General features: G+C 62.7%; 8 protein-coding genes. 4 read left to right on the top strand and 4 right to left on the bottom strand.

Annotated features, from left to right (window positions below; genetic code table 11):
• Positions 1 to 2 precede the first annotated feature (2 nt).
• The 4 genes from Q5H93_RS18420 to Q5H93_RS18405 all read right to left on the bottom strand — a co-directional run bounded on the left by Q5H93_RS18420 (position 3) and on the right by Q5H93_RS18405 (position 4,796).
• Positions 3 to 1,373 carry an HlyD family secretion protein gene (locus Q5H93_RS18420; RefSeq protein ID WP_305008112.1) on the bottom strand — a complete coding sequence of 457 codons (1,371 nt, stop codon included), beginning with the start codon at positions 1,371 to 1,373 and terminating at the stop codon, positions 3 to 5.
• Complete coding sequence (locus tag Q5H93_RS18415) at positions 1,366 to 2,385, bottom strand: ABC transporter transmembrane domain-containing protein (RefSeq protein WP_305008111.1); 1,020 nt, start codon at positions 2,383 to 2,385, stop codon at positions 1,366 to 1,368. The genes Q5H93_RS18420 and Q5H93_RS18415 overlap by 8 nt, the downstream gene beginning before the upstream one ends.
• A gap of 362 nt (positions 2,386 to 2,747) precedes the next feature.
• Positions 2,748 to 3,494 carry a superoxide dismutase gene (locus Q5H93_RS18410; RefSeq protein ID WP_305008110.1) on the bottom strand — a complete coding sequence of 249 codons (747 nt, stop codon included), beginning with the start codon at positions 3,492 to 3,494 and terminating at the stop codon, positions 2,748 to 2,750.
• Positions 3,495 to 3,620: 126 nt separating this feature from the next.
• Entirely contained in the window at positions 3,621 to 4,796 is a 1,176-nt protein-coding gene (locus Q5H93_RS18405; protein ID WP_305008109.1) for a LacI family DNA-binding transcriptional regulator, read from the bottom strand.
• Between the two features lie 322 nt (positions 4,797 to 5,118).
• Between Q5H93_RS18405 and uxuA the strand changes: the two genes are divergently transcribed.
• The 4 genes from uxuA to Q5H93_RS18385 are packed head-to-tail and all read left to right on the top strand — an operon-like array spanning position 5,119 to position 12,613.
• Positions 5,119 to 6,363 carry a mannonate dehydratase gene (gene uxuA / locus Q5H93_RS18400; protein WP_305008108.1) on the top strand — a complete coding sequence of 415 codons (1,245 nt, stop codon included), beginning with the start codon at positions 5,119 to 5,121 and terminating at the stop codon, positions 6,361 to 6,363.
• Positions 6,364 to 6,389: 26 nt separating this feature from the next.
• Positions 6,390 to 8,570, top strand: a complete 2,181-nt coding sequence (locus Q5H93_RS18395; RefSeq protein WP_305008107.1) for an alpha-glucuronidase family glycosyl hydrolase — start codon at positions 6,390 to 6,392, stop codon at positions 8,568 to 8,570.
• 12 nt (positions 8,571 to 8,582) lie between these two features.
• A complete protein-coding gene (locus Q5H93_RS18390) occupies positions 8,583 to 9,392 on the top strand; it encodes an SDR family NAD(P)-dependent oxidoreductase (RefSeq protein WP_305008106.1) in 810 nt (269 codons plus the stop codon).
• A 56-nt stretch (positions 9,393 to 9,448) separates the two neighbouring features.
• Positions 9,449 to 12,613: a SusC/RagA family TonB-linked outer membrane protein gene (locus Q5H93_RS18385; RefSeq protein WP_305008105.1), complete on the top strand. Its 3,165-nt coding sequence runs from the start codon at positions 9,449 to 9,451 to the stop codon at positions 12,611 to 12,613.
• Positions 12,614 to 12,688: the final 75 nt, after the last annotated feature.

The following is a 12,688-nucleotide window of genomic DNA, read 5'->3' as shown; positions in this document are numbered from 1 at the left end:
CTCTATTTCTTATCCGCTTTCACCGGCGAGCCCTCCTCCGGCGCCTCCTGCAGGCTGGGCGGGAAGCCGTTGAGCTGCCGCCAGATTTCATACCACACCGGCACCGAGTCGAGAATCACCCAGCCGTACACGCCCGAGCCCAGACGCAGCTGGGCAGGCCAGCCGTGCTCGCTCTCGTGGTGGTCGTTGGGGCGCACCAGCAGGCGGTACTTGCCGTTGGGGCTGTTCACCACGTCAATCACCGTCACGGTGCCGCCAAAGGTGCCCACCGCCACCGAGGGCCAGCCCGAAAACTGCAGCGCCGGCCAGCCGTCGAACTGCAGCCGCACCTGCCGCCCCCGCTGAATCAGCGGCACGTCCATCGGCCGCACGTAGAGCTCGGCCGCCAGCACCGGCGCCTCCGGCTGCAGCGTGGCAATGGATTCGCCCTCCTTAATCGTCTCGCCGATACCGGCTTTCAGCGTCCGCACCACGTAGCCCGTCTGGGGCGCGCGCACCACGTACAGCCCCCGGCGCACGCCCACGTTGGCAATTTTATTACGCGTGATGGCTACCTCGCCCTCCGAGCTGGCCTTGCTCGACACCGCCGAGCTGCGGTCCGACTCGGCCTTGGCCAGGTCCTGCTGGTACTTGGCCCGCAGGTTGGCCAGCTCGATAACGGCGTTGGCCAGCGACTGCTGCGAGTTGAGCAGCTTGTTGCGCTGGGCCGTCACCTTGGCCCGGTCCTCCTGCAGCTTGAGGCGGCGGGTTTCAATGTCCGTCAGCGAGAACAGGCCGTTCTTGTAGCCCTCCTCGTAGCGCGCCAGCCGGTTCTGAGCAATCTGGAAAAAGTTGGTCACCGCCACCAGGTCGGCGCTGTCGATGCGCACCGTGTTGCGGGCCTGGGTCACGCGGTTGCGGGCCGCGTCGAGCTGCACCTGCAGCGTGGTGCTCAGGGCCCGCATCTGGTGGTCGGTGGCTTCTATTTTGGCGTCGTAGGCCCGCACGTTGCCTTCCTTGGCCGCCAGCTGCTCGCGCAGGCGCTCGGGCAGGTTGGGGTCGAAGTACTCGTCCTTTATTTCGGAGATAGTCAGGACGGTATCGCCCGCCTGCACCAACTGGCCCTCGCGCACGTGCCAGTGCTCGATGCGGCCCGCAATCTGGTTTTGCACCGTCTGAGGGCGGTCCTGCGGGCGCAGCGTGGTCAGGCTACCGCTGCCCTGAATGGTCTGCCGCCAGGGCAGGAAAAGTATCACAATGAACACCAGCGCAATGGCGATGGTCACGCGGGCCAGCCGCCGGCCCCCGCGGTGGTCAATCAGCTCCTTGCACGACTGCTGCGGCTCGTTTTCCCATACCTCCGGGGCTACGCTCTGGTTGGATATGTTAAGCATGATACACGTCGGTCTTTTCGGTTTCTTCCATCGGCAGGTCGGTCACGGCCCCCAGCTTCTCCACGCCCGTCAGCACATCAAACACGGTGCTGATGCCCGCCACCAGCTTCTCAATCGAGGCGCTGATTTGCACGATAAGCACCTCGGCGGCCACGAATTGCCCCAGCGTCATCTGCCGCGACACCACGAACAGCGTGCCAGCAATCAGCAGCCCGCCGGTGATGAGCGTGCGCACGGCCACCGACCACCAGTAGTACTGCTTCAGCACCCGGAAGTGGGCGTTGCGGGCGTGCAGGTACTCGGCCGTCAGCTCGTCGGTGCGCACCAGCGCGCGCTTGCGCTCCAGCGCGCTCCCACGAAAGTTCGGCAGCTGGCCCGCCACCTGTTCCAGCCAGTCCACCACCTCATACTTGTGCGCCGATTCGTCGATGCTCGTGCGCAGGGCGCGGCGGTAGCTCATCACGTACACCACTATCATCATCAGGATGATAAACAGCCCCAGCCCAATAAAAACCGGGTGGTAGAACGACAGCACCAGCACCCCGAACACAATCTGAAACCCCGCAAACACCAGGTCAATGAGCAGCTTGGTCAGGCCCTTCTGCACGGTCAGAATGTCGAAAAAGCGGTTCACCAGCTCGGGTGGGTTTTCGTCCTCCAGCATTTCGGGCTTGATGCGCGGCAGGCGGTAGGCAAACTCAATGGCCGCTTTGGCGAAGAGGCGCTGCTCGACGGCCTCGACCAGCGTCATCTGGCCCACCAGCAGGATGCCGCCCAGCAGCACGCCCAGCACCACTACCCCAATGAGAATGTAGGTGTTGCTGAACACGGCGCCGGTCGACACCATATTGAATACGGCCTGCGTGCCCAGCGGCAGCGACAGGCTGATAAGCCCCGTGACGATGGCGTAGTAAAAGATGTAGCGAATCGTTTCCCGCTCCGTGTCAAGCATGCGCGTGAGGCGCTGCCAGGGCGTGGGCGGGGGTAAGGCTAATTTAGTTTTTGAGGCCATGCAGGTGCCAATAAAGAGAAATCGTGAGCCGAATGGTTGCGCTTACGAGCGGTGCGGGATAAAAGCTCGACCATAGCGAAAATGCCGCCAGGTACCAATACCCGGCGCAGCAGTTGCATAGTTACCCGAACCAAAAGACCCGCAAGCTTTTGCGCCATCCAGTCAAACCCAATCCCAGGGATTGTGAAGCTTTGCGAAAGTGATTTTTTGGTGAAGTTACCACCTTAAACGCCCAAAAGGCAAGCTTTTAATACCCTTTTCATGCTGCTTTAACCCTGTTTTCATGCGTACTACCGCAGCAAAAAGCCGCGCTTTCCGGAATGGAAGCACGGCCTTTGCCCATTAAGTTCTGGGAAACGAGCCTAGCCTTTGCGGGCCTTGTCGAAGTTCGTGTTGGCCTGATTCCAGTTCACCACGTTCCAGAAAGCGGCCACATAGTCCGGCCGCTTGTTCTGGTATTTGAGGTAGTAGGCGTGCTCCCACACGTCGAGGCCCAGCACCGGGGTGCCGCGCTCAATACCCGGCACATCCATCAGCGGGCTGTCCTGGTTGGGCGTCGAAGAAATAAAGAGCTTGCCTGCTTTATTAAGGCTGAGCCAGGCCCAGCCGGAGCCGAAGCGCCCAGCGGCGGCCTTACCGAATTCCTCCTTGAACTTCTCAAACGAGCCGAAGTCCTTGGTGATGGCCGCCGCCAGCGCGCCCGTGGGCTGCCCGCCGCCGGATTTCGACAGCAGCGGCCAGAAGAACGAGTGATTCCAGTGCCCGCCGGCGTTGTTGCGCACGGCGTCGGGCTGCTTGCTGGCGCTGCCCACCAGCTGCTCCAACGTCATCTTTTCCTGGGGTTTGCCCACCACCGCGTCGTTGAGCTTCGATACGTAGGTTTTGTGATGCGCGTCGTGGTGGATTTCCATGGTGCGGGCATCGATGTGCGGTTCCAGCGCGTCGAAGGCGTAGGGCAGCGGCGGCAGCGTAAACGGGCCGTCGGCAATGGGCGTGGCGCGGGCCTCGCGCAGAAACCGCTCGTCCTTGGCGCGGGCCAGCAGGGCGGGGCTTACCAGAGTGCCGAGGGCCAGGGCGAAGGTATTGCGCAGGAAATCACGTTTGAGCATGAACGTATTAGTTTAGGGAGTGAAGGAAGCAGGAAATACGTAGTTGGGCCCGCTGGCGTTGACCGGGCGGCGGCGTAGCAAGTCAACCCGAACGGGCGGAGGTTGTTTTATGGCAGCGCCCGCCGCCTAAATCCCCAGCGCAAACGTCTCGCCCTTCCCCTTCAGCGACGACTGCCGGATAATCAAGTCGCCGGAAATCACGAAGGTGCGCGGCTGGAAATTCTCCTGCTGCTGCACCTGCTCCAGAAACAGCCGGGCCGTCTGCTGCCCAATGCGGTACGGGTGTAAATCAACGGTCGTCAGCCCCGGCTCAATCATGGCGGCCATAAACTCATCGCCGAAGCCGGCCACCGCCACATCCTGGGGCACGCGCACGCCGCGCTTCTTCAGCGCCACCAGCAGGTCGAAGGCATTTGTATAGTTGACGGCAAAAATGGCGTCGGGCGGCTCCGGCAGCGCCAGCCAGGTATCCAGCGTTGCCACCGCTTCCTCGGTTTGGAACTCAATGTGCGCCTCGTATTCGGGCCGCAACGGCAGCTGGTAGCGCTTCAGCGCGTGCTGGTAGCCGGCCAGGCGGTTGCGGCTGATGAGCAGCTCGGCCGGCCCGGCCAGGATGGCCACCCGCCGCGCCCCCTGCTGAATGAGGTGCTCGGTGACGGTGAACGCGCCATTCCAGTCATCCAGAATGACTTTGGCGCTGTCCACCTCGTTGCTCACGCGGTCGAAGTGAATGACCGGAATGCCCCGGCAAGCCGGCGGCTTCACGTGGTCGAAGTTCTTGGTTTCGCGCGAGTGGCAGATGAGAAGGCCATCTACCTGGCTGGCTACCAAGGCCTGCACGTTGCTCACCTCGGTCTGGTACGATTCCTTCGACTGGCAAATCATTACCCGGTAGCCCGCCTCGGTGGCTACCGACTGGATACCACTGACCACGGTGGCAAAAAACGGCCGCTCAATGTCGGGGATAATAACGCCAATGGTATGCGTTTCACGATTCTTAAGACTTTGAGCCAGCAGGTTAGGATGGTAGTCGAGCTGCCGGGCGGCGTCTACAATGGCCTGCCGGGTGACGGGACTGATATCGACGTGCCCGTTCAGCGCCCGCGATACCGTGGATGGCGCCACGCCCACCGCCTTGGCAATGTCGCCGATGGTGGTCTGGGCCCGGCGCTTGGGTGTGGGCTCGGTTCTTTCGGCCGTGAAATGGTAGCTGCAGGCCTTGCAGAAATACCGCTGCCGCCCGCGCACGAACCCCGCCTTCAGCACCGGCTCGGTGAGCTGGCATTTGACGCAGCTTATCACGATAAATTGTATTTAAAGCAGACCATGAGCCAGGAGTAGTGGAGAGTGAAAGAACGTCCAGGCAATTGGACTTGCACCGGGGCCAAAACTTTTTTTGGGGAATTTATCGGAAAAATAACTATCGGCAACGTTTTCGGAAACGTTGCCGATAGTTATTCTGCTAATCCGCTGAAAATGGGCCGTTTTTTTCAGTTGCGATTACCAAATCATGTTCTACTTTCGACACCAAGTCCGCTGAATCATTCTCCGGGCACGTTTGCAGTCGGTCGGCACAAGCACCGGCAGCAGCACTTGAAAAATTGCACTTTTTATTGTCGCGTTCATGCTACATACGATGCGCTGGTTTGGGCCCCACGACCCGGTTTCGCTGTTCGACATCCGGCAGGCCGGCTGCACAGGCGTGGTAAGCGCGCTACACCAGCTGCCCGTGGGCGCCGTGTGGCCGGTAGCGGAAATCCGGGCCCGCCAGCAGCAGATTGAGGCCGATAATGCCACGCACACGCCCTTGCACTGGGCCGTGGTAGAAAGCCTGCCCGTGCACGAGGCCATCAAGAAAGGCTTGCCCAGCCGCGAAGGCTACATTGCTACTTATCAAGAATCACTACGCAACCTGGCGGCTTGCGGCCTGCGCACGGTGTGCTACAATTTCATGCCCGTGCTGGACTGGTCGCGCACCAACCTGAGCTACGAAATGCCGGACGGTTCCCGTGCGCTACGATTTGTGTGGCAGGACTTTGCTGTCTTCGACCTCTGCATTCTGCAGCGCCCCGGCGCCGAGGCCGACTACGAGCCCGCCGTGGCCGAAGCCGCCCGGCAGCAGCACGCCGCCATGAGCGCCGAGGAAATTGCCGGCCTCACTAATACCATCCTGCTGGGCCTGCCCGGCTCCGAAGAAGCCTTTGAGCTGACTGGTTTTCAGAGCTTACTGAACGAGTACGCTACCATCGACGAGACGACGCTCCGGGCCAACCTGCACTACTTCATTCAGCAAGTGGCCCCGGTGGCTGCCGAGGTCGGCATTAATCTTTGCATTCACCCCGACGACCCGCCCTTTCCGCTGCTGGGTTTGCCCCGCGTGCTGAGCACGGCGGACGATGTTGCCGCCCTGTTAGCCGCCTGCGACGTGCCGGCTAACGGCCTCACGTTCTGCACCGGTTCTTTGGGCGTACGGGCGGATAACAACCTGGCAGCCATTGCCCGCCGCTTCGGCTCACGCATCCACTTTATCCACCTGCGAGCCACGAAGCGCGAGGAAAACCCGCGCAATTTCCACGAAGCCGACCACCTCGCGGGCGACGTGGACATGTACGCCGTGGTGCGCGAGCTGCTGCTGGAAGAGCAGCGCCGCGCCGCTAGTGGCCAGGGCGCCAGCGCCATTCCCATGCGCCCCGACCACGGCCACCAGATGCTCGACGACCTGCACAAGAAATCCTACCCCGGCTACTCCGCCATCGGCCGCCTGCGCGGGCTGGCAGAGCTGCGCGGGCTGGAATATGCCATCCGACGCGAACTGACAGCCAGCGCAGCATCAGTAAATCAACCGTTTGTACTAACCGAACCCGCCTAAGGCCTTCTACTCCGATTCCCACCTCAATGCTACTCCGTTTCACCTTCTTCTTCCTGCTACTACTCGCCGCCGCCATGCAGCCCAGCGTGGCCGACGACGGCTACCGCCTGTGGCTGAAGTATGACCGGGTGGCCGATGCGAGCCTGCGGGCGCAGTATCAGGCTTCGGCCCAGTTCATTGTGGCCGAGGGTCAGGACGTGGTGTTGCGCACGGCCGCCGCCGAATTGCAGCGCGGCCTGCAGGGCCTGCTGGACCAGTCGGTACCGGTACTGAACCAGGCGGAGAAAAATAGCACAAAACGCGGGATAATTCTTCGCATTGACCCGACTGCAAACGTTTCGGCGCAAACGAATACCGCAAACGTTTCGGGAAAGAAGAAAACCAACTCAGCTTCCGCAGCAAAAGGCAGCCCCGAGGGCTTCCAAATCGCAACGCAGGGCGGCAATCTGGTGGTTTCGGGGCGTAGCGGGGCGGCGTTGCTGTACGGCGTGTTTGCGCTGCTGCGGCAGTTGCAGACGCGGCAGCCGCTGGCCAATCTGGCGCTGACGAGCAGCCCACGCATTCAGTATCGGCTATTAAACCATTGGGATAATCCTAATGGCACCGTGGAGCGCGGCTACGCCGGCTCGTCCATCTGGAAATGGCAGGAGCTGCCCGAGCGTATCGACCCGCGCTACGAGGATTACGCCCGCGCCAATGCCTCCATCGGCATCAACGGCGTGGTGCTTAACAACGTGAATGCCAGCGCCCGCTACCTCACGCCGGAGTATCTGCGCAAGGTGGCCGCCGTGGCGGGCGTGCTACGGCCGTATGGCATTCGGGTGTATTTGTCTGTGCTGTGGGCCGCGCCGAAAGTCATTGGCGGCCTGACGACTTCTGACCCGCTCAACCCGCAGGTGCAGCAGTGGTGGGCCCACCGCACGGACGAGATTTACAAGACCATTCCCGACTTCGGCGGCTTCCTGGTGAAGGCCAACTCGGAGGGTGAGCCAGGCCCGCAGGACTACGGCCGCAACCACGCCGACGGCGCCAACATGCTGGCCCGTGCCCTCGGCCAGCACGACGGCGCGGTGATGTGGCGGGCCTTTGTGTACCAGGCCGGTAGCGGCGACCGGTTCAAGCAGGCCTACGAGGAATTCCAGCCGCTCGACGGCAAATTTGCCCCCAAAGTGCTGGTGCAGGTGAAGAACGGACCAATTGATTTTCAAGCCCGCGAGCCGTTTCACCCGCTGTTCGGCGCTATGCCGCGCACCCCGCTGATGCTGGAGGTGCAGCTGACGCAGGAGTACCTGGGCTTTGCTACGCACCTCGTGTATCTGGGCCCGCTCATCAAGGAGTGCCTGATGGCTGATACTTACGCCAAAGGTCCCGGCTCGACGGTGGCCAAAGTGGTGGACGGCAGCCTCGAAAACCACGCCGTGAGCGGCATCGCGGGCGTGGCCAACATCGGCGCCGACCGCAACTGGACCGGCCACCCGGTGGGCCAGGCCAACTGGTACGCCTTCGGCCGCCTGGCCTGGGACCATACGCTCAGCCCCGCCGCCATCGCTGAGGAATGGACCCGCATGACGCTGACCCAGGAGCCCGCCGCCGTGCGCAGCATCACGCAGGTGCTCAACGAGTCGCGCAGCATCTACGTGCGCTACACCACGCCGCTGGGTTTGCACCACATCATGGGCCAGAATCTGCACTACGGTCCCGAGCCCTGGCTGACCAAAAGCGCCCGGCCCGACTGGACCGCCATTTATTACCACCGGGCCGACTCCGTGGGCCTGGGTTTCGACCGCACCGCTATGGGCTCCAACGCGCTGGCCCTCTACGCCCCCGCCCTGCGACAGCGCTGGGGTAGCCCGGCCACCTGCCCGCCCGATTTCCTGCTCTGGTTTCACCACCTGCCCTGGGGCCAGAAGCTGAGCACCGGCCGCCCGCTCTGGGATGAGCTCTGCACCCGCTACTACACCGGCGCCGATTCGGTGCTCTGGATGCAGCGGCAGTGGGCCGCCGTGCAGCCCGCCGTGGATGCCGAGCTGCACGCCGACGTGGCGGCCCGCCTGCAGGTGCAGCACCGCGAAGCCCTCTGGTGGCGCGACGCCTGCGTGCTCTACTTCCAGACTTTTTCGCGGCGGCCCATCCCCGCCCCGTTCCCCAAGCCAATCCGCTCGCTGGCCGAAATCAAGGAGCAGGTTGCCATCTACCAACTACGCTAACAAACCTTTATCATGACTTCTGCTGAACGACTCACCGCCACCATCCTGCAACCCGACGGCCAGGCCGCCAACCCGTTTTCGCTGGAGGGCCAACTGGCGCTCATCACCGGGGGCGGCACCGGCATCGGCCTGGAAATAGCCCGCTGCATGGCCACGGCCGGCGCTACGGTCATCATCACCGGGCGGCGTGAGGAGGTGCTGCGGGAGGCCGTGGCCGAGCTCGGTCCGATGGCGCACTACCTCGCCAACGACGTGGGCGACCTGGAGTCGCTCGAAGGGCTGGTGGCGGAGATTGAGACGACTTACGGCCCGCTCGACATCCTGGTAAACAACGCCGGGGTGAATATGAAAAAGCCCGCCCTCGACGTGACCGATGAGGAGTTTAACCGCATCATTCACACCAACCTGAGTGCCGTATTTGCCCTCACCCGGGTGTGCGCCAAACGGATGGTGGCCCGCAAGCGTGGGGTCATCCTGATGATTTCGTCGATGGCGGCCTACTACGGCATCGACCGCGTGGTGGCCTACGCGGCCTCCAAGTCGGCAGTGGAGGGCATGGTGAAAGTGCTGGCCTCGGAGTTTTCGAAAGATAACGTGCGGGTGAATGCCATCGCGCCGGGCTTTATCGAAACCGAGATGAGCCGCACGGCCATGAACTCGGACCCCGACCGCCGCGACCGCGCCATGCGCCGCACCCCGATGGGCAAATTCGGTCAGCCCCAGGATATTGGCCTGGCCGCCGTGTTCCTCGCCTCGGAGGCCGCCGGCTATATCACCGGGGCCTCGCTGCCCGTGGACGGCGGCAACTCCATCGGCTTTTAGGGCCGCTTTCCCGCATTTTTTCCCACTACACAAACCTCCAAAACCCACTCAACACCATGCAAAAACGTTTATCTAATCTCGCGCTCCGCCGGGTTCGGCAATGGGCGCAACTACTGGCAGCGGTGCTGCTGCTGGCGGGCAGTCTGCGGCCGGGCACGGCCTGGGCGCAGAGCCGCAGCGTGGCGGGCACCGTCACCGATGCCAAGGGCGAGGGCGTGCCCGGCGTCACAGTTATCGTGAAGGGCACGACCGTGGGCACCGGCACCGACGCTACCGGCAACTACACCCTGAGCGTGCCCGACGGGCAAAACACGCTGGTGTTTAGCTCGGTGGGCTTTCAGAAAAAGGAAGTTGCCATCGGCACTTCCGGCCGCGTGGATGCCCAGCTGACCGCCGAAACCCAGGCCCTGGACGAAGTGCAGGTGGTGGGTTACGGCAGCCAGAAAAAAAGCCAGGTGACGGGCGCCATTTCATCAGTCGATGAAAAAGCCCTGCGCGATGTGCCGGTAGCCAACGTGGGCCAGGCCCTGCAGGGCCGCGCGGCCGGCGTCACGATTTCGAGCGCCACTTCCTCACCGGGCCAGACGCCGGTTATCCGCATCCGCGGCAACCGCTCGTTTTCCGGTTCCAACGACCCGCTGCTGGTGGTGGACGGCGTGCCCTACGACGGCAGCCTCAACGACCTGAACCCCGACGACATCAGCGGTGTGGAAGTGCTGAAAGACGCCTCATCCACCGCTATTTACGGGGCCCGGGGCGCCAACGGCGTCATCCTGGTTTCGACCAAGCGCGGCAAAACCGGCGCGGCCCGCGTGACCTACAACGGCTACTACGGCCAGAAGGAAGCCTACGGCCGCTACGACCTGATGAACGGCGCCGAGTACTACGAGTACCGCAAGCAGGCCTACCTGGCCGCCAACCCCAGCTTCGACCCCAACAACACCGGCACCTCCTTCCTGACTGCCGACGAGCGCGCCAACTACGCCGCCGGCAAGAGCTTTGACTACCAGGATGCTTTCTACCAGAAAGGCCACATCCAGAACCACTCGCTGGGCCTCAGCGGCGGCACCGAGCAGACGCAGTACTCGGCCTCGCTGGGCTACTACGACGAGACGGGCATTGTGCCGGTGCAGCGCATCCGGCGCTATACCTTGCGCGGCACCCTCGACCAGCAGATTAGCAAGCGCATCAAGGTGGGATTCAATACGCTGAACTCGTTCACGAACCACGACGACCCGACCATCAACATCATGAACTCGATACTGGTGGTGAGCCCGCTGGCTTCGCCATACGATGCCAGCGGCATTCCGATTCTGTATCCGAACACCGACCAATCGCAGCCTAACGCGCTGGGCCTCTACGCTCCTAATGCGCACAAGGAGCAGCGCCGCCGCCTGCGCACCTTCAACAGCCTCTACGGTCAGGTAAACATCCTGCCGGGCCTCGACTACCGCCTCAACGTGGGCCTCGACGCCCGCAACGAGAACTACGGCTACTTCTACGCCTCGCAGACGCCCCAGCGCGGCGGCGGCTTCAACCAGGCCGGCCAGTCGACCAACCTGGCCTTCAACCTGCTGGCCGAGAACATCCTGACCTACAACCGCACCTTTGCCGAGAAGCACGAGTTGAACCTGACCGGCCTCTACAGCGCCCAGCAGTACCGCGTAGACGGCTTCGGCGGCGCGGTGCAAAACACCTTGGCTAATAACCAGTTCGACAATAACCTGGGCACCGGCACGCCGATTGGCGTGAACAACCCGACCCAGCCGGTGAAGTGGACCATCCTCTCCTACATGGGCCGCGCCAACTACTCATTCGACAACCGCTACTCGGCCACCGTTACGGTGCGCGTCGATGGCTCGTCGCGCCTGGCGCCGGGCAACAAGTACAAGGCTTTTCCCTCAGCCGCCGTGGCCTGGAACATTGCCAATGAGTCGTTTATCCGCGATGCGGAGTGGCTCGACAACCTGAAGCTGCGCGCCAGCCTGGGCCGCGTGGGCAGCACCGCCGTGAACCCCTACCAGACCCTGGGCTCGCTGCAATCGAGCCTGGGCAATGGCTACTATAACTACGGCAGTACCGGCGCGGCCGGCGTGGTAGCCAACACCATCCCCAACCCCAACCTGGGCTGGGAATACACCACCACCACCAACTTCGGCTTGGATTTCGGCTTCTTCAAAAACCGCATCACGGGTAGCGTGGAAGTGTACCAGCAGCGCACCAGCGACCTGCTGCTGCCCGACGCCCTACCCACCGCTACCGGCTATAACTCGTTCACCCGCAACGGCGGCCAGACCCAGAACCGCGGCCTCGAAGTAACCTTGACCACGGCCAACATCCGCGCCAAAAGCGCCAGCGGCTTCGAGTGGAGCACCGACTGGAACTTCACCATGAACCGCGAGAAGGTGCTGTCGCTGGACCTCCAGGACGAGAACGGCAAGGAGCTGGATGACATTGGCAACCAGCGTTTCATCGGCCAGCCGCTGTACGTGTTCTACGGCTACAAGAAAGTCGGCATCTGGCAGACCGGCGAGGAAACTGCCGCGGCGGCGGCCGGCAGCCGCGTGGGCCAGATTAAGATTGAAGACCTCAATAACGACGGCAAAATCACGGCCGCCGACCGCCAGATTATTGGCTCGCGCCAGCCCAAGTTCGAGGCCGGGATGACCCAGCGCTTCCGCTTCAAAGGCTTCGACCTGACCGCCGTGGGCATGACCCGCGTGGGCGCCACCATCGTCGACCCGCTGCTGTACGCCGGCACCTACTTCACCACCTTCGACTCGCGCCGCAACCAGGTGAACCTGGACTACTGGACGCCCCAGAACCCGACCAACGAATTTCCGCAGCCCCGCCAGGGCGCCGACCTGCCCGCCAACTACCAGACGCTTGCTTACCAGAGCGGTACGTTCGTCAAAATCCGTAGCATCGACCTGGGCTACACCCTGCCCACGGGCTGGGCCAAGAAGGCCTTCCTGAGTTCGGCCCGCATCTACCTGCAGGTGCAGAACCCCTGGATTTGGTCGTCGGTGAAGTTCTACCAGAACAACCAGGCCATCGACCCGGACGCGCTGTCGTACTCCACGCGCTTTAACTCGAGCAGCGTGGGCAACGTCGAATTCACTGATGGCGACCCGAATACGCTGAATCCGGGCGCCACCTCGCGCGGGGTGAACTACCCCGTCACCCGCTCCTACATCGTGGGCGTGAACCTGGCTTTTTAACTTAAATGCGGCCTTTGTGACTGGCCGGATGAGTGGTTGCAGCAATTCTGAATTAGCTCCCGCCATTCGGCCAGT

The sequence above is a fragment of the Hymenobacter aranciens genome (assembly GCF_030580865.1).
Classification (GTDB): Bacteria; Bacteroidota; Bacteroidia; order Cytophagales; family Hymenobacteraceae; genus Hymenobacter; species Hymenobacter aranciens.
This window is presented reverse-complemented; position numbering and strand designations above follow the sequence as displayed.

Bases quoted from the DNA above. Each gene is read 5' to 3' on its own strand.
- Q5H93_RS18390 (WP_305008106.1), top strand. From the start codon at position 8,583: ATGACTTCTGCTGAACGACTCACCGCCACCATCCTGCAACCCGACGGC.
- Q5H93_RS18410 (WP_305008110.1), bottom strand. From the start codon at position 3,494: ATGCTCAAACGTGATTTCCTGCGCAATACCTTCGCCCTGGCCCTCGGC.
- Q5H93_RS18420 (WP_305008112.1), bottom strand. From the start codon at position 1,373: ATGCTTAACATATCCAACCAGAGCGTAGCCCCGGAGGTATGGGAAAAC.
- uxuA (WP_305008108.1), top strand. From the start codon at position 5,119: ATGCTACATACGATGCGCTGGTTTGGGCCCCACGACCCGGTTTCGCTG.
- Q5H93_RS18385 (WP_305008105.1), top strand. From the start codon at position 9,449: ATGCAAAAACGTTTATCTAATCTCGCGCTCCGCCGGGTTCGGCAATGG.
- Q5H93_RS18415 (WP_305008111.1), bottom strand. From the start codon at position 2,385: ATGGCCTCAAAAACTAAATTAGCCTTACCCCCGCCCACGCCCTGGCAG.
- Q5H93_RS18395 (WP_305008107.1), top strand. From the start codon at position 6,390: ATGCTACTCCGTTTCACCTTCTTCTTCCTGCTACTACTCGCCGCCGCC.